Source organism: Thalassospira lucentensis, assembly GCF_050516545.1.
In the GTDB taxonomy this organism is placed as follows: domain Bacteria; phylum Pseudomonadota; class Alphaproteobacteria; order Rhodospirillales; family Thalassospiraceae; genus Thalassospira; species Thalassospira lucentensis_C.
This window is the reverse complement of record NZ_CP191544.1, coordinates 2,968,670-2,994,104: the sequence shown is the minus strand read 5'-3', so window position 1 is coordinate 2,994,104 and position 25,435 is coordinate 2,968,670. Positions and strand designations below refer to the sequence as shown.

Annotated in this window: 23 protein-coding genes; 6 read left to right on the top strand and 17 right to left on the bottom strand. The window is 53.1% G+C overall.

Annotated elements, in window-relative coordinates; all coding sequences use genetic code 11:
- Window positions 1-54 precede the first annotated feature (54 nt).
- The 6 genes from eutC to ACQ0MK_RS13715 all read right to left on the bottom strand — a co-directional run bounded on the left by eutC (window position 55) and on the right by ACQ0MK_RS13715 (window position 6,381).
- Window positions 55-1,047: an ectoine utilization protein EutC gene (gene eutC / locus ACQ0MK_RS13740; protein WP_430473100.1), complete on the bottom strand. Its 993-nt coding sequence runs from the start codon at window positions 1,045-1,047 to the stop codon at window positions 55-57.
- Window positions 1,048-1,053: 6 nt separating this feature from the next.
- The gene (gene eutB / locus ACQ0MK_RS13735; protein ID WP_430473099.1) at window positions 1,054-2,043 is read right to left on the bottom strand and encodes a hydroxyectoine utilization dehydratase EutB; all 990 of its coding nucleotides are present in this window, start codon (window positions 2,041-2,043) and stop codon (window positions 1,054-1,056) included.
- A complete protein-coding gene (locus ACQ0MK_RS13730) occupies window positions 2,040-2,843 on the bottom strand; it encodes a maleate cis-trans isomerase family protein (protein ID WP_430473098.1) in 804 nt (267 codons plus the stop codon). The genes eutB and ACQ0MK_RS13730 overlap by 4 nt, the downstream gene beginning before the upstream one ends.
- Before the next feature lie 107 nt (window positions 2,844-2,950).
- Entirely contained in the window at window positions 2,951-4,234 is a 1,284-nt protein-coding gene (locus ACQ0MK_RS13725; RefSeq protein ID WP_350044170.1) for a TRAP transporter large permease, read from the bottom strand.
- A 13-nt stretch (window positions 4,235-4,247) separates the two neighbouring features.
- Window positions 4,248-4,829 carry a TRAP transporter small permease gene (locus tag ACQ0MK_RS13720; protein ID WP_350044171.1) on the bottom strand — a complete coding sequence of 194 codons (582 nt, stop codon included), beginning with the start codon at window positions 4,827-4,829 and terminating at the stop codon, window positions 4,248-4,250.
- Window positions 4,830-4,983: 154 nt separating this feature from the next.
- Window positions 4,984-6,381 (bottom strand): PLP-dependent aminotransferase family protein, encoded by a 1,398-nt coding sequence (locus ACQ0MK_RS13715; protein WP_430473097.1) that lies wholly within the window; start codon window positions 6,379-6,381, stop codon window positions 4,984-4,986.
- 219 nt (window positions 6,382-6,600) lie between these two features.
- On the opposite strand from ACQ0MK_RS13715, the gene dctP reads away from it, so the two are divergent.
- Window positions 6,601-7,620, top strand: coding sequence for a TRAP transporter substrate-binding protein DctP (gene dctP, locus ACQ0MK_RS13710; protein ID WP_430473096.1), 1,020 nt, complete (start codon window positions 6,601-6,603; stop codon window positions 7,618-7,620).
- An 89-nt stretch (window positions 7,621-7,709) separates the two neighbouring features.
- On the opposite strand, the gene ACQ0MK_RS13705 is transcribed toward dctP, so the two are convergent.
- A complete protein-coding gene (locus ACQ0MK_RS13705) occupies window positions 7,710-8,090 on the bottom strand; it encodes a hypothetical protein (RefSeq protein WP_430473095.1) in 381 nt (126 codons plus the stop codon).
- Window positions 8,091-8,291: 201 nt separating this feature from the next.
- Between ACQ0MK_RS13705 and ACQ0MK_RS13700 the strand changes: the two genes are divergently transcribed.
- Window positions 8,292-8,681, top strand: a complete 390-nt coding sequence (locus ACQ0MK_RS13700) for a hypothetical protein (protein WP_430473094.1) — start codon at window positions 8,292-8,294, stop codon at window positions 8,679-8,681.
- 111 nt (window positions 8,682-8,792) lie between these two features.
- On the opposite strand, the gene ACQ0MK_RS13695 is transcribed toward ACQ0MK_RS13700, so the two are convergent.
- From ACQ0MK_RS13695 to ACQ0MK_RS13660, 8 genes are all read right to left on the bottom strand, one after another.
- Complete coding sequence (locus ACQ0MK_RS13695) at window positions 8,793-10,193, bottom strand: aspartate aminotransferase family protein (protein ID WP_430473093.1); 1,401 nt, start codon at window positions 10,191-10,193, stop codon at window positions 8,793-8,795.
- 42 nt (window positions 10,194-10,235) lie between these two features.
- Complete coding sequence (locus ACQ0MK_RS13690; protein ID WP_430473092.1) at window positions 10,236-11,723, bottom strand: NAD-dependent succinate-semialdehyde dehydrogenase; 1,488 nt, start codon at window positions 11,721-11,723, stop codon at window positions 10,236-10,238.
- Between the two features lie 180 nt (window positions 11,724-11,903).
- Entirely contained in the window at window positions 11,904-12,149 is a 246-nt protein-coding gene (locus ACQ0MK_RS13685; RefSeq protein WP_430473091.1) for a hypothetical protein, read from the bottom strand.
- 29 nt (window positions 12,150-12,178) lie between these two features.
- Entirely contained in the window at window positions 12,179-15,448 is a 3,270-nt protein-coding gene (locus ACQ0MK_RS13680; RefSeq protein ID WP_430473090.1) for an ABC transporter transmembrane domain-containing protein, read from the bottom strand.
- Between the two features lie 89 nt (window positions 15,449-15,537).
- Window positions 15,538-16,317: an MBL fold metallo-hydrolase gene (locus ACQ0MK_RS13675; RefSeq protein ID WP_430473089.1), complete on the bottom strand. Its 780-nt coding sequence runs from the start codon at window positions 16,315-16,317 to the stop codon at window positions 15,538-15,540.
- Window positions 16,318-16,449: 132 nt separating this feature from the next.
- On the bottom strand, window positions 16,450-17,268 hold the full coding sequence (locus ACQ0MK_RS13670; RefSeq protein ID WP_430473088.1) for an ion transporter: 819 nt from the start codon (window positions 17,266-17,268) through the stop codon (window positions 16,450-16,452).
- Window positions 17,269-17,396: 128 nt separating this feature from the next.
- Window positions 17,397-18,353 carry an acetyl-CoA carboxylase carboxyltransferase subunit alpha gene (locus ACQ0MK_RS13665; protein ID WP_350043007.1) on the bottom strand — a complete coding sequence of 319 codons (957 nt, stop codon included), beginning with the start codon at window positions 18,351-18,353 and terminating at the stop codon, window positions 17,397-17,399.
- 234 nt (window positions 18,354-18,587) lie between these two features.
- On the bottom strand, window positions 18,588-18,956 hold the full coding sequence (locus ACQ0MK_RS13660) for a winged helix-turn-helix transcriptional regulator (RefSeq protein WP_430473087.1): 369 nt from the start codon (window positions 18,954-18,956) through the stop codon (window positions 18,588-18,590).
- Window positions 18,957-19,133: 177 nt separating this feature from the next.
- Here ACQ0MK_RS13660 and ACQ0MK_RS13655 point away from each other — a divergent pair, with 177 nt between their 5' ends.
- Window positions 19,134-20,156 carry a zinc-binding alcohol dehydrogenase family protein gene (locus ACQ0MK_RS13655; RefSeq protein ID WP_430473086.1) on the top strand — a complete coding sequence of 341 codons (1,023 nt, stop codon included), beginning with the start codon at window positions 19,134-19,136 and terminating at the stop codon, window positions 20,154-20,156.
- 173 nt (window positions 20,157-20,329) lie between these two features.
- Entirely contained in the window at window positions 20,330-20,899 is a 570-nt protein-coding gene (locus tag ACQ0MK_RS13650) for a hypothetical protein (RefSeq protein ID WP_430473085.1), read from the top strand.
- Between the two features lie 94 nt (window positions 20,900-20,993).
- On the opposite strand, the gene ACQ0MK_RS13645 is transcribed toward ACQ0MK_RS13650, so the two are convergent.
- Window positions 20,994-21,899, bottom strand: coding sequence for a LysR family transcriptional regulator (locus tag ACQ0MK_RS13645; RefSeq protein WP_430473084.1), 906 nt, complete (start codon window positions 21,897-21,899; stop codon window positions 20,994-20,996).
- Window positions 21,900-21,997: 98 nt separating this feature from the next.
- Between ACQ0MK_RS13645 and ACQ0MK_RS13640 the strand changes: the two genes are divergently transcribed.
- The gene (locus ACQ0MK_RS13640; protein ID WP_430473083.1) at window positions 21,998-22,831 is read left to right on the top strand and encodes an NAD(P)H-dependent oxidoreductase; all 834 of its coding nucleotides are present in this window, start codon (window positions 21,998-22,000) and stop codon (window positions 22,829-22,831) included.
- A 63-nt stretch (window positions 22,832-22,894) separates the two neighbouring features.
- Here ACQ0MK_RS13640 and ACQ0MK_RS13635 read toward each other — a convergent pair whose 3' ends face one another.
- Window positions 22,895-23,881 (bottom strand): HpcH/HpaI aldolase/citrate lyase family protein, encoded by a 987-nt coding sequence (locus ACQ0MK_RS13635; RefSeq protein WP_430473082.1) that lies wholly within the window; start codon window positions 23,879-23,881, stop codon window positions 22,895-22,897.
- Between the two features lie 324 nt (window positions 23,882-24,205).
- Between ACQ0MK_RS13635 and ACQ0MK_RS13630 the strand changes: the two genes are divergently transcribed.
- Window positions 24,206-25,417, top strand: a complete 1,212-nt coding sequence (locus ACQ0MK_RS13630; RefSeq protein ID WP_430473081.1) for a diguanylate cyclase — start codon at window positions 24,206-24,208, stop codon at window positions 25,415-25,417.
- The last annotated feature ends 18 nt before the right edge of the window (window positions 25,418-25,435 follow it).

Here is a 25,435-nt window from a genome sequence, read left to right as displayed (position 1 = left end):
AGGCCTCCTGATAAAGGCGGGTTTCAGTTTTTCTGACCCATGTTCCTTTTGTTGTTACGAAGTAATCTCGACACCGGCACCAGCTGCAGCGCAGCGGCTTTGGGCGAGGGTGGCGATTGCGGTGTCTTGCACACCGGTTCCGGTCAGGTCACACACCGTAATCTGATCGGCAGAAGTCCTGCCGGTCATGGATTTGGCGATGATCTGTCCAAGCTCGGGGAATGTCGCGTCCTTGGCAACGGTTCCGGCATTAATGGCGTGATGAAGTTCGCCAAGGATGCTGGTTTGTGCCTGACTGTCGCTGACATAAAGATCAGCCTGCCCGATCAGGGCAGGGTCAATTTCGTTTTTGTGTTCCATGTCCGCCCCCATGGCGGTCACATGGGTTCCGGGATTGACCCAGTCGGCCATCAATATCGGATCGCGCGTCGGTGTGGTGGTGACGATGATATCTGCATTAGAGGCAGCCTCTTTGCCATCGTTTGTCGCTCTAACCGGGATGCCAAGTTCGATGGATGCTTTTTTTGCACAGGTTTCTGCCTTGGCAATATCTCGCGCCCAGATGGTGGCCGATGTAATGTCTCTGACCAATGTCAGAGCTTTGAGTTGCAGGCGTGCCTGTACACCGGCACCATAAATGGCCACTGTTTTTGCATCTTTACGGGCCAAGTGATGTGCGGCAACACCGCCTGCTGCTGCGGTGCGAATATCGGTCAGATAGCCGTTATCAAGCAAGACAGCTTCGAGTATTCCGGTTTTGGATGAGAATACATTCATCATCCCGGCAACGGATGGCAGGCCCAGTTTCGGGTTGTCAAAGAAACCGGAACTGATTTTGACAGCAACCCCGTCCAAACCGGGGACATAGGCCGTTTTGACGTCTATTTCACCGTTGTTGGCCGGGATATCAAGGCATGCGATTGGTGGCATACAAACGTCTTTGGTTGCCAAGGCAACAAAAGCATCCTCGATGCAGGTGATTGCATCCATATCAAGGTCGATAACCTTACGCAGATCACTTTCGGTTAGGATTCTAATTTGAGGCATTATGGTTTACTCCGCCATCAGGTCGACGTCTTCGCCGCCAACGATTCGTTTATGTAAGTCCATATCGATATTGCATCCGGTGGCCAAGACCACGGTCCGTCCCGGATTATCGACCAGTCCGGCGCGAAGGGCGGCAATGCCAACGGCCCCTGATCCCTCGATGACTTGTTGGTCATCAAGGTAGGCGGCGCGAATGCCATCAGCGATCTGGGCTTCATTGACCAGAACAAAGTCATCGGTCAGATCGGCACACATATCAAATGTGTATTGATTGTTCTCCCCAATGCCCCCGCCAAGGCTGTCGGCAAGGGTTGGCAGTTCCTTGACCGCGGTGGGTTTGCCTTCTTGCAGGCTTGTGATCATGGCACAGCCGCGTTCCATCGAAATGCCGACCACGCGAATGGCGGGATTGATCGATTTGGCAACCAAGGCAACACCGGCCAAAAGCCCACCACCTGACAGCGGGACAAGAAGTGTGTCGAGATCGGGCAGGGCTTCGACGATTTCAAGGCCAAGGGTTCCTTGACCGGCAATGATGTCGGCATGGTCAAACGGCGGCAGCATTGTCATGCCGTCCTGTTCAACCAGACGGTCGACTTCTTGCTGGGCCTCGTCCTGTGACTGACCAATGATGCGGACTTCGGCGCCTTGGGCGCGGATGCCATCGACCTTGTTCTTGGGCACCAGTTCGGACATGCAGATGACAGAACGAACACCGGCATTGCGCGCAGCATAGGCTAATGCACGACCGTAATTTCCGGTCGAGACACCGACAACGCCTTTGGCCTTTTGCGCATCGCTCAGACGTAAAACCGCGTTGGCCGCACCGCGTAGCTTGAAGCTTCCGGTATATTGTTGTTGTTCGCATTTCAGCCAAACCGGACTTCCGACACGCTCGGAAAGGGCCGTGGATGGGCGCAGTGGCGTATGGATCACGTGCCCTGCAATAGTTTTGCGGGCAGAAAGAACATCAGCAAATGTGATGGGATCTTTCATGGGACCTCGACTTGATTTTGGAGTTGTGGGGCATGGTCAAACAGGCATCCGAACCCTTTGACCGGTTTATCATACTTGATCAGGCCAAGCGCATGCCAGATCAGGGCCTGATTGCTGGTGATCACGGGCTTGCCCAATTGTTTTTCAGCCTCGGCGGCGATTTCCGCGGACCGGATGGCGGTACAGGAAATAAATACCGCATCGGCATCTTTGGTGTCGGCCTTGATCGCAGCTTCCAGAATAGCTTTGGGCGGAAGTGCGGTCATGTCCTGATCACTATCAAGGCCAAATCCCATCAGGCGCGTGGCCTCAAATCCCTGTTGGGTGAAACCGTCTGCGACCGATCGGGTGACATCGGGAAGATAGGGGGTGACGATGGCAATTTTTTGCGCGCCGAGGGCGCGCAACGCCAACGCACTCGCAAGCATAGGGTTGGTGACATGGACACCGGGCATGCCTTCGTTGATCAGGGCGGCTATTTTGTCAGACCCGGTGACGGCTGTTCCCGATGTGCAGCCAAAAATGACGACATCAACGCCATACCCCGGCATCAGGGTGCGGGCGGCACGCGGCAAGTCCGCGGCCATAGAACGCAGGTTTTCGACCGTCACCGGATTGGCATTTTCAATGCGGGTGGTGAACAGGCGCACGTCACCGGGCAGGATACCGCGCAGGTCATCCTCGCTGTTGAAGTCGGTTGCCAGTGTAATCAAGCCGATCTTTCCTGCTGGTCCGACAGGATCAGGAAAATAGGGCAGGTTTACCGGCTCTGGCGTGACCGTCGGGGATACGGACATCATCCTGAACTCCAAGTCGGGGGCGGTCTTTATCCAGATTGGAAAGACCACCCCCGGTTTCTGTGGTTATCGAATATCGGGCGAACCCGGTTCTGCTGACTTAACCCAACTTAGTGGAAGGCAAGTTCAGGCAGGAACAAAGCGATTTGCGGGACGAAGACCAGAATCACCGCTGCGAGCAACAGCATGATGATAAAGGGCGGCGTTCCGCGAATGACCTCGGCATAGGGTCGCCGGAAGATCGCGATGGCTGTAAAGATGTCGCACCCGAATGGCGGTGTCGCCGACCCGATGGCAACTTGCAGGGTGACCAGTGTCCCGACCAGAACCGGATTAAGTCCGGCAGCATGGACCAACGGCATAAAGATCGGGGTCAGAACCAGAATGACAACAATCGGATCGACAAACATACAGCCGATAAAGAACGCGGCGCAGATTGCCGCCAGAATGATGTATTCGTTTGCCCCTTCTAGGCCAAGGGTACCGATCACGTGCTGCGGAATCTGGGCAAAGGAAATCACGAACGAGAATGTCGTGCCTGCACCGACCAGAATAAACACAACGGCGGTGATCAAACCTGTCGACCTGGCAATATCAAGCAGTTCAGACCATTTGACCGATTTGAAAATCAGCACTTCAAGAATGATCGCATAGACCACGGAAACGGCTGCGACCTCGGTCGGGCTTACCCAACCCAGATAGATGCCGCCAACAATCAGAACCGGGAACATGATCGCCGGTCCGGCATTGATCACGGCCTTGCCGCGTTCGGCCCATGTCATGCGCGGGATGGTCGGGATGTTGTTCTTTTTGGCGTAATACATGCAGTACAGCGAGAACATGATCAGGATGAGAATACCCGGACCAATACCCGCCAGGAACAGCTCGCCAATCGAGACTTTGCCGACAACACCAAACACGATCATGCCGATTGAGGGCGGGATCAAAAATGCGATGTCGCTGGCATTAATGATCAATGCCATGGCGAATTTGTCTTCGTAGCCGGCCTTGAGCATTTTGGGACGCAGCGGGCCGCCCATGGCAACCACGGTTGCCTGTGTCGAACCCGATACTGCACCAAACATGGTGCAGCCAAGGGCGGTTGTCACGGCAAGGCCACCCCGGACATGCCCGACAAAGGTCATGGCAAGGTCAATCAGCCGGTTGGCTGTATGGCCCTTTGTCACGATGTCAGCGGCAAAGATAAACATTGGCACAGCAATCAGGGCTACGGGCGAAATGCCGGTGACCATTTGCTGGATCAGAATGCGTTCGGGGATCGGCATGTAAAAAGCGAATGCGACGACACTGGCGGTTGCCAGCGGCACCATCATGGGGAAGCCCAGTACCAGAAGGACGAGCATCACCAAAAGGATTGTGGTTCCAAGATCCATAATTGCGTCCTCCTTACAGGTGAATGTCGTCGGCTTCGAACGTATCTTCTACCCGGTAGGACAGATGTGTCCCCGGCTTGAAGATGTTCGTCGCTGCGGCGAGAAGGAACTGAATGCCCGTTACGGTCAGGCCGAACGGAACCCAGAGGACGGTAAAGTAATATGGAATGCGCAAAGCCGGTGTCAGTCGGTTTGACGTAATCAACGACGACACATAACCGACGGAATACCATGCCAGTAAAAACAGAAGGCAGGCGGTGCCGGTTGTAATAATGATCATCATGACTTTGCTGGCCTTGGGGCCAAGCATATCGGTAAAGGCCGACATGCGAATGTGGCGCCCCATGCGGGCTGCTTCGCTGATGCCGACGAAAGTCACAAGAATAATCAGAAACTGATTGAGCTCTTCGGAAAAGAAGATGCTCGAACTGAATGCGAGACGCGCAATCACGTTGGCAACCGTGTTGACCGCCATGATCACAATGCTCCACCCCAAAAGCTGACGCTCGACCACGGATAATCCGTCATCCAGCCGTTTCAGAATGCCCAACACCCCACCACCCGAGGCGGGGGTCTCCCCGTTAGAAGTTGACATACGACCTCCTTGATGCGCGTGCGAGACATTGTTGCAGAACGTTATGTGCGGTGAATGGTTCCCTCCCACACGGGTGTCGTTCGCTTCGCGCCTAATAGGCCAGAATAAAAACGCTTTGTAACGGTTCAATCAGATTTTTGTCATGACACAAAAATCAATACATCACGTCGAAGCCATGGACACCGGGCATCTGTTCCATCGTATGGCGGATCTGCATCAATCCGCGATGGGTTGTTGGTGTATCTGGCGCCCCGCCAAGGCAGATGCGAATGGCATTGGGGCGGGGTACTTTTACCGTCATAAACGGGTCGGAAATCGTAACAGCCACGCCATTTTTACGCAGTTCTGATGCAAACCATTCTTCCTGCCAATGTTCGGGAATACGCACCCACGCACTGAGCGATGTCGGGTGGTGGCGGACTACAGCGTCACCCAAAACTTCGGCAACAAGGGACTGTCTTTCGCGCATCAGCGCGCGTTGGACTGTGACGGCCTGATCGACGGTTCCATCCGAAATCCAGCGTGCGCCGATCTCTGCCATCAATGGAGTCCCCATCCATCCGGTGACGCGCAGCACACTGCTGGCGCGGATCGAAAGGTGCTGTGGAACGGTCAAAAACCCGGTGCGCAGACCAGGCATGACGATCTTGGTCAGGCTTGAAACGTGGAAGCCAAGTTTTGGCAGGAAGCTGGTAATTGGCGGCAGGTTTTGTTCAAGAAGCGGGCGATAAACATCATCCTCGATGACGTAAACGCCGTAATGTTCGGCGATCTCGGCGATCTTTTTGCGGCGCTCCAATCCCATCAAGCAGTTGGTAGGATTGGTGAAAATCGGTGTGACGACAAGAGCGCGCACCTGACGGTGGCGGCACTCGGCTTCGAAGGCATCGGGGATGATGCCTTCGTCATCGGTGGGAAGTGCACCCAGTTTAAACCGCAGGATGCTGGCCGTACCGATCACGCCATGATCGGTCAGGCTTTCGGTCAGGACCACGTCATCGGGTTGAACGATGGTGGAAAGGGCGGTGAAGACGCTTTGGGCGGCGCCATTGGTGATCAGAAGATTGGGGATGGTGACATCAACCCCCATGCTGGCCAGCCAGTTGCAGCCGATTTCGCGGTGATACTCAAGCCCGGCAACCGGACGGCAGCTTTCCATCCAGCCATGATGGGGGTCTTCGGCGAGTTTGACATGCATCTGGCGTGACAGGTCATTGTGATAATCGGTATAGGCCGCGCGCACGATGGACAGGTCAATCAGATCAGGTTGGCGGTTATCAAGGATGAAGGTCGATGCCCGGTCGGTCAGGCGGGCCTGCACGAACGTTCCACGCCGTCTTTCAGATCGAAGATAGCCCTGTCGTTCGACTTCCTTATAGGCCGCACTGACGGTCTGGACGCTGACTTTAAGGCGATATGCCAGTTCCCGGTGGGTTGGCATGCGGACATCATGGCGCAGGCGTCCCGACTCGATATCGGTGATAATCGCTTCGACCAGTGCCTTGTATTTTGGCCCGGTCTCGCCGCTTAGATCGATCTCTGGCAACCACATGGTTCGTTTTCTACCCCCTCGCGTTTTGCCGAACCCTAACATGCCCTCCGGGTTAATGTGTAGGTGTGATTGTTATTTTGTCATGACACAAAATCGGCATTGACCTGATACAGGAACATTTCAACACTTTGGGCGTTCATAAAATTGATGTGCCAACCAAACGCCCCGATTCCGGGCCAAAACTCGGTCGTTGCGCGTAATAATAAGGGAGACTTCGATATGAGTTTGAACAAACTCTTTAAGGCGACTCTGTCTGCTGCCGCCCTGTTTGCAGTAGCTGGAACCGCTGCTCACGCTGAAGAATGGAAATTCGCCCACGAAGAAAGCCCGGGTGATGTTCAGGATCTGTATGCACAGGAATTCAAACGTCTGGTCGAAGAAAAGACCGACGGTGACGTCTCTGTTACCATTTATACCTATGGTCAGCTTGGTACGGAAAACGACATTACTGAATTGACAGCTGCAGGTGCGGTTCAGTTCTCGAATGCTTCACCAGGCCACCTTGGTACCTTTGTTCCTGAAATTCAGGTCTTTGGTGTTCCTTATCTGCTGTCGCAAGACAACGACGTGAACAAGAAAGTTCTGTCGAGCAGCCCAACCATTTATGACGGTCTTGGCAAAGATTTCGAGCCCAAAGGCTTGAAGCTTTATACCATGTACCCGGAAGGCGAAATGGTCTGGACCACCAAAAAAGAAGTCACCACGCCAGATGACTTTGATGGTGTTAAGTTCCGTGTGATGACCTCGCCGATCCTGATCGAAACCTATAAATCATTTGGTTCCGACCCGGTTGCATTGCCGTGGGGCGAAGTTTATTCGGGTCTTCAGACCAGCGTTATCGACGCACAGGTCAACCCGATCTTCTTCGTTGAAAGTGCAAAATTCTACGAAGTTACCGATTATCTGATCTATGCCGGCCAGCAGCAATACACCACGACCGTGGTATCGAATGCTGACTTCTATGCCGGTCTGTCTGATGAGCGTAAAGAGCTGCTTGCAGAAGTTAAAGCCGAGCTGGATGACTTCATCTATGACGCACAGACCAAAGCAAATGAAGCCGCCCTTGATCGTATCAAGGAAGCAAAGCCTGAGATCGAGGTCATCCGTTTGACCGACGAGCAGCGTGAGGCCTTTAAAGAAGCTTCCAAAGGCATTGGCGCAAGCCTTGTCGATGAAGTCGGTGGCGACACCCAGGAAGTTCTTGATGCACTTCGTAAGGAATTCGGCACCGCGATGTAAGGTTTAAGAACCTTATAAACCGGACGAATTGACAAGCCCCCCGCACGTTAACCTTGCGGGGGGCTTTGTGCATTCAGGGTATGAAAACGTCAGTTACCGGTATTGATCCGAAGTGGTCGCATGATGGTGATGGCAACGAAAAGCGCGGCGGAAACGATCACCATAAGGGATCCAAGTTTCGCTAGTTCTTCGGCCCCGGTTTGATGGGCGATGGCAATCCCGACGCCCATGATGATGGAGCCCGGAATGGCAAGCAGAACCTGTAGGCGGGCAATCAGCAGGCGTGTAATGCCAGCCAGGTGATAGTAGGTGCCATATAATGCCAGGCTGACCCAACCCAGCAGGTTCAGATGGGCGTGGGCTGGAAAGTTACTGTGATCCCCACTGATGGCCATATGCAGGCCCCATAGCATCCCAGCAAGGGCAATGATTGCCGATGTCGTCCAACAAATACGCGGCAGATTGTTCATGATTGTCCCCATCATAGTGCACAATAACCAAGTATGCCGTGGAATGACGGGTTTGTAACCATAGATAGAAAATATGTAAATTCCGGGTCGGGTCGGTTGGTGTGTTCCTTCTCACACCTCCTAGGGCATCTACGTCTGACGTGAGCCATCTGTTTGATGAATAGGCAGGTGGAAACACAACAGACTTGAAAGGAAATCGCTGTGAAATATTGCAATTTTTCACGGATGCTATCGGGTGTCTTGTTGCCTGCGATGCTGACAGCAGCCGTGCTTTTGGCGGCGTTTGTTGCGCCGGTAAAGGCCGATGTTTATTCGCCCAATGGTGTCTTGCTGAGTAGTGCTGAATGGAAAGATGCATCGACCGATGGCAAGAATGTTACGGTGCGCGATGCCCTGACCAATGCCGGGAATGCCATGATCACCAACGGGGTCAAAGGGGTTAAGGGTTACACCCTGACCGTCATGTCCTTTTGGGACAGCTCGCCTTCTGGTGACACATTGGTCATCGAAGTCCGCAAGGACGGAAGTGTTCAGGGGACGTGTGATGTGACCTCGACCAAGACCGGGAATACCTTTGACACGACCTGCTAGTCACATGACGGGTCAGATATAGAAAACAGGGGCCGGCATGGGTCCGGCCCCTGTTGTGCTCCGCGTCAGGAAAAGGCATGACGCGGCGGGGATAGCGGTGATCAGGCGAACTTATTTTCCTGCGGCAACTTCATCAGCAACCGCATCAACGGCCTGTTTGGCAATGTCGATGACTTTGTCGACTTCTGCCTTGGTGATGCACAGCGGTGGTGCAAAACCAAGGATGTCGCCATGCGGCATGGCACGGGCAATCATGCCGCGTTCAAGGCAGGCTGCAGAAACGCGCGGACCGATTTTCAAGTTCGGATCAAAACGCTCTTTCTTGGTTTTATCAGCAACGAATTCGAGTGCTGCCATCAGGCCAACGCCACGTGCTTCACCAACCAGCGGGTGATCGTTAAAGGTTTCGCGCAGACGGGTCTGCATATAGCCACCGGTTTCAGCCGAGTTACCCGTCAGGTTTTCACCATCAACGATATCAAGGTTGGCGTTGGCTGCTGCGGCGCAAACCGGATGTGCTGAATAGGTCCAGCCGTGGCCGATTGGTCCCATTTTGTCCGATCCGTCTTCGAGAACTTTCCAGACGCGCTCACCGACAATCACACCTGAAAGCGGCAGGTAGCCAGATGACACACCTTTGGCAATCGTGATCAGGTCCGGTTTCATGTCGTAATGCATGGACCCGAAATAGGACCCGGTACGACCAAAGGCGGTAACAACTTCGTCAGCAACCAGAAGCACGTCATACTTGTTCAGAACCGCCTGAATGGCAGCCCAGTAGCCTTCTGGCGGGGTGATGATGCCGCCCGTACCCATGACCGGCTCGCCGATAAAGGCAGCAACGGTTTCTGGACCTTCGCGGAGGATCATTTTTTCGAGATCAGTGGCGCAGCGTTTGGCGAATTCTGCTTCGGTTTCACCGGCCTCGGCATTCCAGTAATGGTGCGGGCAGGTGGTGTGCAAAACAGGTGCGCGCGGCAAATCAAATGCGTTATGGAAGGCCGCAAGGCCGGTCAGGCTGCCGGTCATGATCCCGGAGCCATGATAGCCACGCCAGCGCGAGATGATCTTTTTCTTCTGCGGCAGGCCGCGGATGTTGTTGTAATACCAGATCAGTTTGATGTTGGTTTCGTTGGCATCCGATCCGGACATGCCGTAATAGACGCGCTGCATGCCTTCTGGCGCGCTTTTGATGATGCGGTCTGACAGGCGAATGACCGGCTCGTTCCCGTGCCCGACATAGGTGTGGTAATAGGCCAGTTCTTTGGCCTGCGCATAGATTGCATCGGCAATTTCGGTACGGCCATAGCCGACATTCACACAGTAAAGACCGGCAAACGCATCAAGGCTTTCTTTGCCTTCGGTGTCATGGATATAGATGCCCTTACCGCCATTGATGATGCGGTTCGGGGTTTCACCGGCGGCGTGCTGACGCATGTGGGTGGATGGATGCATGAAATGCGCCCGGTCCATTTCCTGTAGATCAGCCGTGGTGTTTTTGATGACATTCATTTTTCTTCTCCCATGTGAATGCGGTGGTATCAGATGCGCGCGTTACTGTTTGAACGCAGCGCAGACATATTTAAGCTCAGTGAATTCTTCGAGACCGTGGCGCGATCCTTCGCGCCCGAGGCCGGATTGTTTGACCCCGCCAAACGGGATTGGTGCGCCGGTGATTTTCACGCAGTTGAGCGCAACCATGCCGTATTCAAGCGCGTTTGAAACGCGGTTCGCGCGGTCATGGTCCTTGGTAAACAGATAGGCTGCAAGGCCATATTCGCTGTCATTGGCCTGATCGATTACGTCTTGTTCAACATCAAACGTCATGACCGGGGCGACCGGACCAAAAGTTTCTTCGCGGTAGATTTGCATGTCACTGGTGACATCGGCAAGCAATGTCGGGGCATAGAACAACCCGCCCATCTTTTTACCGCCGGTCAAAACACGCGCCCCTTTGGCGCGGGCATCGGAAACATGCTCGTCACATTTGGCAACAGCACGGTCATGCATCAGCGGGCCGATTTCGACATGTTCCTCGATCCCGTTGCCAACGCGCAGTTCACCAATGGCCTTGGCGTATTTATCAAGGAATTCATCATAGATGCCGCTTTGAACAAAGATGCGGTTTGCCGCAAGGCAGTCCTGACCACTGGTGGCAAATTTGGCGTTCATCGCGTGGGCGACGGCTTCGTCAACATCGACATCATCAAAGACGATGAAAGGTGCATGACCGCCCAGCTCCATCGACATTTTTTTGATGGTCTGCGCACCTTGCGACAAAAGCAAACGCCCGACTTCGGTCGAACCGGTAAAGGACAGTGCACGGACAGTCGGGCTGCCGCACAGCTCACCTACCACCGGGTTCGGATCACCGGTGATGATGTTAAATACACCAGCCGGAATACCGGCACGTTCGGCCAGTTCGGCCAAGGCAGTTGCCGAAAACGGCGTTTCGGTTGCCGGGCGGACAATCATGGTGCAACCCGCAGCCAAGGCGGCCGCGGCTTTGCGCGTGATCATGGCGCACGGGAAGTTCCATGGTGTGACGGCCGCAGTAACGCCAATGGGTTCGCGCTTGACCGACATGTTCCGGCCGGGCAGATGGGATGTGATGTTTTCAACATTCATCCGTTTGGCTTCTTCGGCGTAAAAATCGATGAAGCTTGCGGCGTAATCAATTTCACCACGGGATTCCGTGATGGGTTTGCCTTGCTCCAAGGTCATCAGAAGGGCGAGATCTTCCTTGTTTTCGATCAGAAGATCATGCCAGCGACGCAGCGCGTTTGAACGTTCCTGTGGCAGAAGGGCAGCCCATGCCGGGAAGGCTTCTTTGGCCGCAGCAATTGCCTTACGGGTTTCGAAGATACCCATATTTGGCACTGTGCCGATGAAGCTTCCGTCAAACGGGTTGGTGACTTCGATGATCTGAAGGTTATCGGCAGAACACCAGCGACCATCAATATAGGCATGTTCGCGCAGCAGCCGCAGATCGGCCAACTGGCTCAATGACACGCAACGCTGTTCTTTTGATTGTGCCGACATCGGGACCTCCTTGAAACGGGCTGGCACATTTGCGCCAAGCTTGTTTGTTGAACTGCAAGGAAGCTAACAGCAGTCATTCAGAGGAGGTGTCCGAACTCGATGCCAAATGATGCGCTTTTTTTGGCGCGGCAGGGGGAAATAGGCATGTTTCTTCTGCTTGAAGCGTCAAACGCCCGAAAATCAATCGTCTCGGGATGTCAGATACTTTTGCATTTCGCGCTTTTGACGACGTTTTTCGATGACAGTCCGGACAATGATCACGGCAAAAAACAGAACAACAATGCTGGTCGACACCGGAAAGGCAAAGGGAATGCCCACGAGAAACAGCAGGCCACCAAGGATACTGCCGCCTAAAATCGCGATAAAGCCGCCAAGGATGACGACGGCAATAACGGTGGCCAGCAGGATGGAGGCGATCTTATTCATTCAAGGACAGTCTTTTTAGGGCAGAGAACTTAATCGTTGTTACGCGCACTTAGTTGTTTGGTGGTCTGATCGAGCCTGTCGGCAAGAACGCGGATCAGCTGAACGGCGACCGCCTGGTCCTGTCGGACCAGACCAAGGAACTCGGTTTTATCGAGTTTCAGAACCGTCATGTCTTCTACCGCACGAATGGTTGCCGAACGTGGGGCATCGACCAGAAGGGCGATTTCGCCGATGACTTCCTTGGCGTGAACATCGCGTAGTTTCACGGTTTGCTGTTCTTCTGTCGTCAACCAGATCTCACCACGGCCGGATATCACTATATAGGCGGCATCGCCCGGATCGCCTTGTTTGACCAGAAGCTCGCCACGCTTGAAGGTCAGGCGCGGGCTGGTAAAGGCAAGAAGTTTAACCACACTTGGATCAAGACCGGCAAACAGCGGAATGGTGCGCAGAAGGCGAACTTCCTGTTCGATATCACCATCTGCAACGACGGCAGCATCTTCATCAGCCTCTGCTGTTTCTGATGGGCTATCGTCATTGTTGCTGCGGCGTTTGACCAGTTTGCCGTTCGACATATGCAAGAAGGTGTCGAACTTTTCACTGGCCTCATCGTCGCCATCGACCCAGACCAGACTGGTATTGTCGTTTTCGCCGGTGAGGTAATTGATCACACCTTCGCGGGTTTCACGATCAAGCGCGGACAGACCTTCATCAATCACAAGAAGGTTCGGGTTTTTGATCAGGGCGCGCACAAGGGCAATTTTCTGACGCAGGGTTTGGGACATCCGGCTGCCGCCAACGCCAACCTGACTTTCAAGGCCCAGCGCAACCAGTCCTTCATACAGCCCGCCTTCATGGGCAATTTCAAACAGGACTTCACCAACACGTTCTTCGGAATTTGCACGGCCATAGGCAAAGCGACCAAACAGCAAGTTGTCAAGGATCGGGGCGGCTGGCGCGTAATCGTCTGCTTCGAAGAAGTCGATATATTTGGCGAGTTCTTCGGGTATGTTTGCGCGAATGTGCGGGCGTGCCTTTAGGATAAGACCGCGGAAATCATCGTCAATCACCCGCAAACGATGGCGGGCGGGGGTCAGTTGCATGGCGACGTCAAGAAGATGAAGCTGATCTTCTTTGCGCATGTCTTCGACTGCAACCCCGTCGGTGCGTTTCAGGATATTTTTAACTTCCGGGATTTCATCGGCCGAAACAAAGCTGTAGCGATCAAAGAACTCATGTCCCGGTGGCAAGCCGGTAAACAGTTCGATCATGAGATCAAGCGTTTCGCGGCCCATTTTAACCATTTTCTCATAGAGGCCATATTTACGCAGGCTGTCTTGGATAAACGGGTGTGAGAGGAAATCAAACCGTTTGAATTCTTCGGTACGCGACGGTGTTCCGAACATCAGGTTTACGCCGACGGGCGCGTTTTCATTGTATTTTTCAATGTCATAAGGCTCGACAAGGTCAGACAGTTCGCGTTCAGCCAGAATTTGTTTAAGGCGTGGACGTACGGTCAGAACCGATTCAACCAGTTCCGGGCGTTCTTCGGCACTGATGCGTCGCTGTAAGCCAATGCGATAGATGTCGCGGTCCAGGCCGACGACTTCTAACAGTCGCATCAGTTCGCCTTGAAGTTCATCCGGCGATCCAAAGCCGGGGCCGACATAGTCAATCCATTCAGCTGACGGATCATAGGGGATGTTGCCCGACATTTTGATTTCGTCGAACATCTCGCGGGTCAGTTTCTTTGGCAGTTCAGCCGGATCGGTTAGTTCAATGACATCGACAAATTGCGGGTCGGGATAGTCATGATCGTCGGCGGTGCCTTTGGACGTGTTCGCGATTTTGGCAACAGCTTTGCCCTTGGCAGTATCTGATTGTGCGGCATTGTCATTTTCACCCGATGGCCCGGATTTTTGCCCCGATTCACGATCCTGAGTGATGGTGATCGGGCGATGTTTCAGGCCATAAAACAGGTTGTCCGCGATACTGCCGTTAAACAGATAGGCGTCCGCACCGACATAGGCCAAACGTTGACCAATGACCGCAGATGGAAGCGTGCTGGCATCAAGATCATTAAATTGAATACGGCCACCGGTCGGATCAAGGATACCAGCCAGAAGACGGGCAAGCTGTGATTTGCCGCTGTCTGATGCGCCAGTCAAAAGGGCCTTGCTGGGTAAGGACATGTTAAAGGAGACATTTTCGACAACCCGCGTCCCATCATCATCGATCCATGACAGACCACTGACATCAAGCGGTCCGCCGAGCACAGGTGACGGGGCGGCAAAAAGCTGATGTTCGGGTTTAAGATCAGGCAGTTCGAACTGTTCGTGAAGCTGTTCGTATTTGATCCGTGCATCGGCAAGGCGTTGATAATAGGCCAGAAGTTCTTTCCAGGGGGCGGCCATATCTTTATAGGCGGCAAGGGCTGCGACCAATGCGCCAAAGCTTAGATCGCCCATGATCACGAGATAGCCACCAATCGAATAGAAGAAGAATGGCGTGATCTGCGCAATGAAGTTGTTGAGAAATTTGATAAAGAATTTGCGGAAATAGATTTCCTTGCGGATTTCAAAAATCCGGCCCAGTCGCTGGGTGAAATGGGTAAGTTCGAACCCCTGGGTTTCATTGGCACGAATATCGGTCGCACCGCCAACAGATTCCCCCAGATGTTCTGACATGCGGCGCACGTTCTGAACGCGCTGCTTGCCCAGAAGATTGACCCGTTTTTGCAGCTTCGGGATCATGTAGCCCTGAAGCGGATAGAACGCAATCGCGGCCAACCCCATCATCGGGTCCTGAATAAAGATAAAGGCCGAAATCGTAATCAGGATGCCGCCTTGATAGATCGGAAGTGAAATTGCCTCGCCAAAGAAGCCGCCAAGCGGTTCTGCTTCGGCGGTGATCATGGAAACAATTTCACCCTGACTGGTTTTGCGGAAATGCGGCAGGGGAAAGCGTAAAACGCGGTCAAACAATGTATAGCGCAGGCGGCGCAGCATGCGTTCCGCCATGACGCCCTGATAGACATTGATGAAATATTTGAACCCGCCATTGACGAAAACAAGGGCAAGGAAAATACCCGACAGGGCGAAAAGATATTCAACTTGATCAAACGACATGCCCGCGATGCTGTAAGGGGCACCGGCACCACCAATGGCTTCGTTGACAATCTGTTTGGGCAGATCGAGCGAATAATACAGAAACGGAAATGAAAGTAGCGTCACCACCAGCAAGATGATCTGCTGAAGGCGGCTATGGCGCCAGATATAGGCAAAAACCGATTTAGGCATTCGCACGTCCCGTCTTGTTGTTTGGAACTTTTTGTTCCAGTCGCTCGTTTTTGTCTGGGTAGTGTGCAGATTATGCGCCGGTGGTTTGATCAGCCAAGATCAAAAACTTGCTCCGGTTCAATAAATCCACAGAATCCATCCGCTTTTGCATCAGGCTTGTCATAGGCTTGATAATGATACAGCCACATCTTTGCCTTTACATCATCTGGCAGGGTCACAAGTTCATCATAATGGGCATGTACCCCGGAATGACGCGGGCCCAATTCACAATCCTGAAAAATGATATCTGCCTTTTGATAGAAGGCCATATGGGCAGCTGGATTGAAAATCGCATCTGTTGTCAGAAAAAAGGAAGTCTTGGCACCATGTCCGAACAGGGCATATGAAAACATGGTGGTTTCACTGGTAACGATATGTGGCACTGGAATGACATCAAGATGCATATCTTGCCAGTCAAATCCGTCTTTGGCTTTAAGGGGAACAACATCGAAATAAGATGAAAGCTGGCTATGGCCATGATCGCTGGTTTCAAGCCCGCCGCGCAGGGAATGTTCCCAAAGCGGTTCAAGCAGTTCTTTAACGGCAAACAGTTTCGCGCGATGGCCATCAAACACAAAGTAATTGGCAAGTGCCATCCATTCCAGACCCCCGATATGGTCTGAATGCAGATGGCTGATATACACCCCGTCAAAATCGTTTGGCAGGTGGCCAAGGTTGCGCAACGAATGACGCGCATCTGAACCGCAGTCAATCAACAGGCGTTGCGGTTGTTCGTCACCTAGCGGGGTCGTTTCCAGAACCATATTGCTCTGAAAGTTTTCGGCAGCCATGCAAAAGGCTGAACCTGTCCCCGCAAATGTAAGCTTCATTCCCCGTTCTCCCGATATTTTGTCGAAAGATTAGACGAGGTTCGGGGCGTTTAACCACCCCCTTTTATAAGGAAAGCTTGAATTTTTCCGTATTGGTCGATCCTGACCCGGTGTCTGTTAGGCCCGCATTGGTCAGTTTTGTCCGGAGTCAGGCCGGTTGGCACCGGGATTTTGGGCGGCTGCAAGTTTGGCCATTTCCTGGCGCAAAGCGCGGAGTTCACTCATAACTTCCTGATGATCGTGATCTATTTCATCGCGGGTCTGGTCTTCTTCAACGTCAACATGGGTTGCCATCGCATCGACCACAATCGCGATGAACAGGTTGAGAACCGCAAATGTCGTCACCAGGATGAACGGCACGAAAAACATCCATGCTAATGGATATAACACCATCACCGGGCGGACGATTCCCATCGACCAACTTTCAAGCGTCATGATCTGGAACAGGGAATAAAGCGAGGCACCGATGGTGCCGAACCATTCCGGGAAGCCTTGCCCAAACAGTTTCGTTGCCATGACGGCCGAGACATAGAACACTAGTGACAGCAAGGTCAGGACCGAAAGCATGCCCGGAATAGCCCGCATCAAAGCTTCGACGACTTTGCGCATTGATGGCACAATCGAAATCAGACGGAAGGCCCGCAAAATCCGAAGCGCACGCAAGACCGAAACCCCCTGACCGACGGGCAGAAGCGTGATGGCAACAATCGTGAAATCAAAGATGTTCCATGACCGTTTGAAAAAGGCCAGTCGATAGACGACCAGTTTCATCAACAGTTCGATGACAAAGATCGCAACCGCGATCTGATCGAGAATATGCAGGATCGTCCCGGCATGTTCCATGACGGTCGGCGAGGTTTCAAAGCCAAGGATCACTGCGTTTAAGGCAATGACGATTGTGATGAAATTTTTAAAACGGTTGGATTCTACAATCTGGCGAAGAACGTCCATGGTGCCTCCCGACGGCGTCGGAACAGGGCGTATTTGCGTGCCGGATGTCACCGACGGGACAGACTACGCCGGAGATAAAACAACAGGGCGCAGCATGATCACGTGATCGCTGCGCCCTGAATGGGAAATCAGTTCAGGCCTTTGCGGCCCATTTCAAGGAACTTGTCACGACGCCGTGCTTTAAGAACGCCGCCTTCAACATTGTCCATGCTTTCAAGCGACTTGATGATGGCATCGCCAACCCGTTTGCAGGCTTCTTTGCCATGGCGCTGTGCGCCGCCAAGCGGTTCGGGAACGATTTCATCAATCACGCCAAGCTGAAGCAGGTCCTGTGCCGTAAGGCGAAGGGCCTCGGCTGCGGTTTTGGCTTCGTCGCCAGAACGCCACAGAATGGATGCGCACCCTTCCGGGGAGATGACCGAATAGATCGAGTTTTCAAGCATGAGAACAGTGTTGCCAACTGCAAGCGCAATCGCACCACCAGACCCGCCTTCGCCAATGATGACCGAGATCAGCGGAACTTTGATATCAAGGCATGCTTCGATCGAACGGGCGATGGCTTCGGATTGGCCACGTGCTTCTGCGTCGGCACCCGGGAAGGCGCCAGCCGTATCGACAAGCGTTATCACCGGGATGTTAAACCGTTCAGCCATACGCATCAGACGGATTGCCTTACGGTATCCTTCCGGGCGGGCTGAACCGAAATTGTGTTTCACACGGGTTTCGGTATCGCGGCCCTTTTCATGGCCAATAACCATGACAGAGCGTCCCTGAAGACGGGCAAGTCCACCAATGATCGCGGCATCTTCACCAAACTGGCGGTCGCCGGAAAGCGGGGTGAACCCGTCAAACAGGTTGGCGATATAGTCGGTAAAGTGCGGACGGTCCGGATGGCGTGCGACTTGCGTCTTCTGCCAAGGCGTCAACTTACCATAGGTGCTTTGCAGCAACTTGGTGAGCTTATCCTGGAGGCGCGCAACCTCGTCTGTGATGTTGACTTCGTCATTGCCCGTCAGGTGACGGAGCTCTTCGATCTTGCCTTCAAGCTCGGCGATCGGTTTTTCAAAATCAAGGAAGTTGTGCATCTGGGCATCATATCCGACAGGGAAACAATGGGGCGGAACATAGTTGATCGACCCGCTACGTCAAGGGTTGAGCGATAAGCCGACCATATTTTCCGTTTACGTAAGAATCTAAGACGTATCATTCATTTTGTTCAGCGACAGTTTGCACATGGAATTCGATAACGTCCAGTATCGAGATTGCAATGCCTTTAAGTGGTTATGATCAAACCAATAGCAAGGTGCTGTCAGGAGCATTTAAACCAGATTTCTTTCTGTGTTGTCTTCTTTTGTGAGCGCATAATACGGTACATGGGTTTCGCCCCACGCCTTAAGGGCGAGAACAATATCACGAAGCGTTTCGCCCTTCGCCGTCAGGCTGTATTCAACCCGTGGGGGCACTTCGGCATAGACTTCGCGGTGGACAAGCCCATCTGCCTCAAGTTCGCGAAGCTGGCGGGTCAGCATGCGTTGGGTGACGCCCGGCATCAACCGGCGCAATTCATTAAAACGTTTGGTGCCATCAAGCAGATGAAACATCACAACGCCTTTCCACTTGCCGCCAATGACATCAAGTGCGCCTTCGACCGGGCAGCCGGGGCTGCGATTCGGGAGGCATTGTTCCATCTTGTTTCTCCTGTGAGGCTACATTGGAGGGGGGTGGATCTTTGATTTCCCGCAGAATTTTGCATTAGTATACAAAGTGATACTATATGCATAAATTGTGCGTACTTATCAGTTTGGTGATTATCGGCTATTTCAGGGACATTCACAAATCAAACATTCGTCAAAAGGAATGCAAATATGAAATCCATTGGTATTCATCGACCTGCACCGGTCGAAACGCCCGGGCTTTTCACCCAGATTGAAACCGAAATGCCGACCGCCGAAGGTCGCGATATTCTGGTGCGGGTCAAAGGTGTTGCCGTGAACCCGGTCGATTTTAAAGTCCGTAAAGGTCGGGCCGAAGAAGGCAAATTTACTGTCCTTGGCTGGGATGCTGCGGGCGTTGTCGAAGCCGTTGGCGAAGACGTCACCCTGTTTCGTCCGGGGGATGAGGTTTGGTATGCCGGTGATGTGACCCGGTCCGGGTCAAATAGCGAATTTCAGCTTGTTGATGAACGTATCGTTGCGCCGAAGCCCAAATCGCTTGATTTTGCGGCCGCTGCGGCCTTGCCGCTGACGGCCATTACGGCATGGGAGGCGATGTTTGACCGGCTTTTGATCGACCGTACCGCGACGGATGCCAATGCAAATAAAACCATCCTGATCATTGGCGGGGCCGGGGGCGTTGGATCGATTGCCATCCAGCTTGCCAAACTTGCCGGTCTTAAAGTCATCACGACCGCATCGCGCCCGGAAACGGTCGAGTGGGTCAAAAAGCTTGGTGCAGACCAAGTGATCAACCATCGCAAGCCCCTTGATGAAGAACTGGCTGCGTTGAATATTCCGAATGTGGATTACATTTTCTGCACGTCTGAAACCGACCAGTATTTTGACATGATGGCAACTCTGATTGTGCCGCAGGGTCGCATCGTTACGATTACCGAAGCCTCGGAAAATCATAATGTGGATCTGCTCAAGGCAAAATCAGCCAGCTTTTCCTATGAATTCATGTTCACCCGGTCGATGTTCGAAACACCTGATATGATCGAACAACATAAATTGTTGGCGACCGTAGCCCAGTTGGTTGATGAGGGTGTGATCAAGAATACCGCCAATGAAAGCTTTGGCCCGCTGACACCGGAAAGCCTGCAAAAGGCGCATGTGCTTCTTGAAAGCGGCAAGGCGATTGGCAAGATCACCTTTGACGGTATTGCCGACTGATTTCACACTTCTTTCGGTTGTTACGCAACGTTGTGTGAGATGACATGCGCCCTGTGTGTCATCTCATTTTTTTATTGTTATAGATAATTGACACAGTATTACTCAAGAAATGAACATTTATGCTATTCATTTTCATCGTGTGCATAATTGATTACTAACTTCGGGCAGATTCCATGAGCGATCCAGAAGACAGATTTACTTATTTGTTGGATGAGGCGGACCGTTGTTGCGCACATTTCGGTGGTGGAAAGGACCTGATAGTAAGGCTCTTTCGTGAAACATCGAGTTGGGCATTCATAATTCAACTGGATGCTCTTCACGAGACATCGATAAGAAGTATTGCTAGGCGCTGCCTTTCATTCCAATCAAAAAATACAGCGTTTGAGGTTCCATTTTTAGCTGACAAGTTAAACTATCAAGGTGGGGCGAACTCTTTACTTCATTTGATCCGCTCAATAGGTATTAAACCCGAGCTTGTCACCTATGCTGATCGTGTGCGGAAAATCAGAAATAGGTACGCGCACAATATTAATAATGTAGAGGTGGATTTGTTAGACATGATCTTGGAGTATCAAGATCATAACGCATGTTTAAAAATGTTCTCATACATTGAAGATACTGGCTGGAATGTAGAGAGGTTTGTTGCTTTAGAACGAGAAAACCATGCGCTACTTCATTTTGGCATGTTGCATCAAACAATGCTTCTCCTGTCTGAGTTGCATGTAGCTACGGAATTGCGTTGAACCTGATCTACGATTAACCGCTAGAGTGCTGAAGTTATTTTGGGCCGGTCCGCGTGAATGTTGCGGGTCGGCCTTTTTCGTTTGGCTGAGGGGATTAACCGGCAGTGATCAGGGTTGTGATCTGATCACGGATCCAGCGATGCAGCGGATGGGTGGTGGTGCGGTCATGCCAGATCAGCGCCATGTCAAAGCCGGTGACCAGCAGGGGCGGGTCAAAGATCTGGATGTGTTCGGCGCGCCCCTTTGCCACCCGGCTGGGCACAAGGGCGATCATATCGCTGCGTGCGACGATTTCAGGGACAACAAGAAATCCCTGTGTGGATAATGCTACGTTGCGTTTCCGACCAAGGGCAGCAAGTGCATCATCGGTAGGCCCGTGAAAGCCGCCGCCTTTGGGGGAGACGATGACATGATCCAGCGCACAGAACTGGTCGAGATCAAGCGTTCCGTCGATTGCAGAATGATCGGTTCTGGCGATTGCGACATATTCCTCGCGATAGATTTTGCGCATCCGCAGTGTTTCGGGCGCGGTTGCCGGGGTGGAAAGCGCCAAGCTGACCTCGCCGCGCGCCATTTGGGTATCGAGCATCGCGGTATCAATCGTGCGCCAGGCAACTTTGATCCCCGGCGCATCGCGGCGCAGAATTTCAAGCAGCGGCATCAGCACCGCGTATTGCACATAGTCACTGGCGGCAATCGCAATGGTGGCGGTGATTGTTGATGGATCAAACGGGCTGTTTTCAGCAATGACCCGACGCACGCCTTCCAATGCCTGATGCAGCGGTTCTTGCAATTCAAGTGCGCGTTCAGTCGGGATCATGCCGCGCTGCGTGGGCAATAACAGCGGATCATTAAGCAGTTCACGCAACCGCGTCAGCCGGGTCGATATGGCAGGCTGGCTGAGATTAAGGCGTTTGGCCGCGCGCGTAACATTGCATTCGGCCAACAAGGTATCCAGCGTGACCAGCAGATTGAGATCAAGGTTTTTGATATCAGTCATATTTATACCAACAAATAAAAACTTCAATTTCAACAATAGCAAAAACACCGGGCATGATCACGCATCAAACCCAAGGAATTGAAGAAAGGACCAGCGTTATGAGCAATATTCTTATTGTCCATGCCCATCCCGAGCCGAAATCACTGACCAGTGCGCTTAAAGATATCGCTGTTGAGAAGCTGAGCGCGCGTGGCCACACGGTGAAGGTTTCGGATCTGTATGCCATGGGATGGAAAGCCGTTGCCGATGAAGATGATTTTACCGAACCGCACAATCCGGACCGGCTGATTTATGTCGCGGAATCCCGTGATGCCTTTGCTGCGGGAACGCAAAGTCCCGACATCGCAGCCGAACAGGAAAAACTGTTGTGGGCGGATGCGGTTTTACTCAGTTTTCCGCTTTGGTGGTTTGGCATGCCAGCGATCCTTAAAGGCTGGTTCGATCGGGTGTTTGCCTATGGATTTGCCTATGGCGTGGGTGTGCATGGCGGGGAACGTTGGGGCGACCGATATGGTGAAGGAACCCTTATGGGGCGACGCGCGATGGTCATTGTGCCGATTGGCGGACGTGCCCCGCATTATAGCGATCGCGGGGTGAATGGTAGTCTTGAGGACATTCTTTGGCCGATCCATCACGGGGTGCTGTTTTATCCCGGAATGGCCGTAATGCCGCCGTTCCCGGTCTATCAAAGCGACCGGCTGGATCAGGATGGCTGGAACCGTGTCGTGAAAGAGTTCGAACAGCGTCTGGACGGGCTGTTTGTTGATCCGCCAATCCCGTACCGCACGCAAAATGGCGGCCATTACGATAGTGACCAGCGGCTGAAATCAGGGCTTGGTGAAAATGAAGGGGGGATTCGCATTCATCTGGTACAGCCCGATGATCCGAAGGAAAACCTGACGGTGGGCAATAAGCAGCGCATCGCGTCCTAGGTCCGGATCAGATGGTTGGCAAACGAAGGGCAAAGCCGCCCTTCGTTTGCATCATTCGGGCGGTTAGGTGTTGTCGAGCGCTGCGATGGCTTCGGCCTGACGCACCATGACTTCGGCCTGCTTGATCGATGCGATATCGATCAAACGGCCATCAAGGGCAACGGCACCGGCCCCTTCGGACTGGGCTTTTGCCATGGCTTCAAGGATGCGTTTTGCCTTGGTGACTTCTTCTTCGGACGGTGAATAAACTTCGTTCGAAAGGCCGATCTGGCTTGGATGGATGGCCCATTTGCCTTCGCAACCGAGCACCATGGCGCGTGCCGCCTGTGCGCGGTAGCCATCCGGATCGGAAAAATCACCAAAGGGGCCGTCAATCGGGCGCAGGCCATTTGCGCGTGCGGCAACCACCATGCGGGCAATGGCGTAATGCCACATATCGCCCCAATGATAATCGCGCGGTTTGTCGCCATCCTTGTCGGTCAAAACCCCGTAATGCGGGTTCGGGCCGCCAATGCCGGTTGTCATCGCCTTGGTAGAGGCGGCGTAGTCGGCAACCCCGAAATGCAGGCTTTCATTGCGCGGCGAGGCGGCGGCAATTTCGTGGATGTTTTGCATGCCAAGGGCGGTTTCAATGATCAGTTCAAACCCGATGCGTTTTTTACGACCTTTGGCGGCTTCGATCTGGGTTGCCATCATATCAAGCGCGTAAACATCGGCGGCGGTGCCGACCTTGGGGATCATGATCAGGTCAAGACGATCGCCCGCCTGTTCAAGAACATCGACAACGTCGCGATACATATAATGGGTATCAAGTCCGTTGATGCGGACCGAAAGAACCTTGTCGCCCCAATCAACGTCATTGATCGCAGCGATGATGTTTTTACGTGCCTGTTCCTTGTCACTGGGCGCAACGGCGTCTTCCAGATCAAGGAAAATGGCATCGGCTTTGGACTTGGCGGCTTTTTCAAACAGCTCGATCCGACTGCCGGGAACGGCAAGTTCTGATCGGTTTAGCCGTGCCGGGGCCGGGGTCGGTGTGGTGAAGCTCATGATAACGTTTCTCCAGAACCTGTCATTTCAATCGTCATCGCAAAGACCGAAATCGCGCGATGTCTTGGGCGTATTATTGCGTCCTGTTTTCAGGATCGTACCGTGGCCGCCGTGACAGTTATGTGGTCCGCGATCATTGTGCGTCGCAGTAAGGTTGGTTCAATTTATGGTGCAGATGCGAATGGGTGCAAGCTTAAAAGACTTTTCCCTCATTGTGCTTTCGACCAAGGCGGGGCGTAAATAAGAAAAAGTGGGAATAGCGGGATAAAGCAATAGCCCCTTAACCCGTCAGTGGTTAGATTACCGCCGATATCCGGGGTCGGTATGCTGTATTTGGCCCTGACGGTCACATCAGCAGGTAGTATCGAACGCCCCATGCGTCGCGCTTATTCCACCATTGTTTCTGCCAGTCTCGCCCCCGTTCTTATCATGGGTGCGTGTCTGGTGCTGGCGATGTCGCCGACTTTGGTGCCGAGCGAACTTTCCGGCCTTGTCCGGTATGGCCCATTTTTATTGGCGATGTTTGGCGGGGTTATTGGTTGGTGGTTTAACCGTGGGCGTGCGGTTTTCGTCATGTTGCTGTTGCTGGTGTGTTACTGGCTATTGGTTGGCAATGGCGCGGAATTCCAGCCAGATGGTTTGGCATTTTTACGCATCGCGACGCTTTATCTGATCCCTGTCAATCTGCTTGTTCTTGGCTTCACTGTCGAACGCGGGGTGCTAAACCCGCGTGGCATTGCCAGAATGCTGATTCTCGGGTTGCAGATTTTCGTCATGTTGATGTTGGCGGGCCAACCCGATGTTGGATCAGCGCTGTATCATCTGCTGGATACGCGGTTCTTTGCCAGCACCGGTATTTTAAACGCGATGCCCCATCCGGCGATGATCCTGTCGATGCTTGCCATCATCTTGCTGTTGATACGGCACAAGCCGCTTGAAACAAGCTTTGCCGCGGCGATCATTGCCATCACGGTGGCAACGGTGATGGGGCCGGGTGCCATTCAATATGGATATCTCGCTGCAACCGCCGTGGTTCTGGCCGGATTGGCGCAAGAAGCCTGGCGGATGGCCTTTGTCGATGATTTGACCGGGCTTGCGGGGCGGCGCGCCCTTGGTCATGCGATGGCCGAACTTGGCAGCCAGTACACGATTGCCATGCTCGATGTGGATCACTTTAAAAAGTTCAACGATACCTATGGCCATGATGTTGGCGATATCGTTTTGAAAAAAGTCGCCCGCGAACTGGCCCGTGTTGGCGGTGGGGGCAAGGCGTTCCGCTATGGCGGTGAAGAATTCACCGTTGTCTTTGCCGGACGTAGTGCCGAAAAATCGTATGAGCCGCTTGATGCACTGCGCAAACGGATTGCCGAGAATAAAATCACCGTGCCGGAAAAAAACAAAACCGTATCGGTGACGATTTCCGTGGGGCTGTCAGAGCGGGACGAAGATGAAACCGATCCATGGGGCGTTTTGAAACGGGCCGACAAAAAGCTTTATGAGGCCAAACAATCGGGGCGTAACCGCGTCGTTTCGTGAAGCGGCAATCACTCCTTT

Excerpts from the sequence above, each read along its gene's own strand:
- eutC (WP_430473100.1), bottom strand. The coding sequence starts at position 1,047 with ATGCCTCAAATTAGAATCCTAACCGAAAGTGATCTGCGTAAGGTTATC.
- eutB (WP_430473099.1), bottom strand. The coding sequence starts at position 2,043 with ATGAAAGATCCCATCACATTTGCTGATGTTCTTTCTGCCCGCAAAACT.
- ACQ0MK_RS13730 (WP_430473098.1), bottom strand. The coding sequence starts at position 2,843 with ATGATGTCCGTATCCCCGACGGTCACGCCAGAGCCGGTAAACCTGCCC.
- ACQ0MK_RS13725 (WP_350044170.1), bottom strand. The coding sequence starts at position 4,234 with ATGGATCTTGGAACCACAATCCTTTTGGTGATGCTCGTCCTTCTGGTA.
- ACQ0MK_RS13720 (WP_350044171.1), bottom strand. The coding sequence starts at position 4,829 with ATGTCAACTTCTAACGGGGAGACCCCCGCCTCGGGTGGTGGGGTGTTG.
- ACQ0MK_RS13715 (WP_430473097.1), bottom strand. The coding sequence starts at position 6,381 with ATGTGGTTGCCAGAGATCGATCTAAGCGGCGAGACCGGGCCAAAATAC.
- dctP (WP_430473096.1), top strand. The coding sequence starts at position 6,601 with ATGAGTTTGAACAAACTCTTTAAGGCGACTCTGTCTGCTGCCGCCCTG.
- ACQ0MK_RS13705 (WP_430473095.1), bottom strand. The coding sequence starts at position 8,090 with ATGAACAATCTGCCGCGTATTTGTTGGACGACATCGGCAATCATTGCC.
- ACQ0MK_RS13695 (WP_430473093.1), bottom strand. The coding sequence starts at position 10,193 with ATGAATGTCATCAAAAACACCACGGCTGATCTACAGGAAATGGACCGG.
- ACQ0MK_RS13690 (WP_430473092.1), bottom strand. The coding sequence starts at position 11,723 with ATGTCGGCACAATCAAAAGAACAGCGTTGCGTGTCATTGAGCCAGTTG.
- ACQ0MK_RS13685 (WP_430473091.1), bottom strand. The coding sequence starts at position 12,149 with ATGAATAAGATCGCCTCCATCCTGCTGGCCACCGTTATTGCCGTCGTC.
- ACQ0MK_RS13680 (WP_430473090.1), bottom strand. The coding sequence starts at position 15,448 with ATGCCTAAATCGGTTTTTGCCTATATCTGGCGCCATAGCCGCCTTCAG.
- ACQ0MK_RS13675 (WP_430473089.1), bottom strand. The coding sequence starts at position 16,317 with ATGAAGCTTACATTTGCGGGGACAGGTTCAGCCTTTTGCATGGCTGCC.
- ACQ0MK_RS13670 (WP_430473088.1), bottom strand. The coding sequence starts at position 17,268 with ATGGACGTTCTTCGCCAGATTGTAGAATCCAACCGTTTTAAAAATTTC.
- ACQ0MK_RS13665 (WP_350043007.1), bottom strand. The coding sequence starts at position 18,353 with ATGCACAACTTCCTTGATTTTGAAAAACCGATCGCCGAGCTTGAAGGC.
- ACQ0MK_RS13660 (WP_430473087.1), bottom strand. The coding sequence starts at position 18,956 with ATGGAACAATGCCTCCCGAATCGCAGCCCCGGCTGCCCGGTCGAAGGC.
- ACQ0MK_RS13655 (WP_430473086.1), top strand. The coding sequence starts at position 19,134 with ATGAAATCCATTGGTATTCATCGACCTGCACCGGTCGAAACGCCCGGG.
- ACQ0MK_RS13650 (WP_430473085.1), top strand. The coding sequence starts at position 20,330 with ATGAGCGATCCAGAAGACAGATTTACTTATTTGTTGGATGAGGCGGAC.
- ACQ0MK_RS13645 (WP_430473084.1), bottom strand. The coding sequence starts at position 21,899 with ATGACTGATATCAAAAACCTTGATCTCAATCTGCTGGTCACGCTGGAT.
- ACQ0MK_RS13640 (WP_430473083.1), top strand. The coding sequence starts at position 21,998 with ATGAGCAATATTCTTATTGTCCATGCCCATCCCGAGCCGAAATCACTG.
- ACQ0MK_RS13635 (WP_430473082.1), bottom strand. The coding sequence starts at position 23,881 with ATGAGCTTCACCACACCGACCCCGGCCCCGGCACGGCTAAACCGATCA.
- ACQ0MK_RS13630 (WP_430473081.1), top strand. The coding sequence starts at position 24,206 with ATGCTGTATTTGGCCCTGACGGTCACATCAGCAGGTAGTATCGAACGC.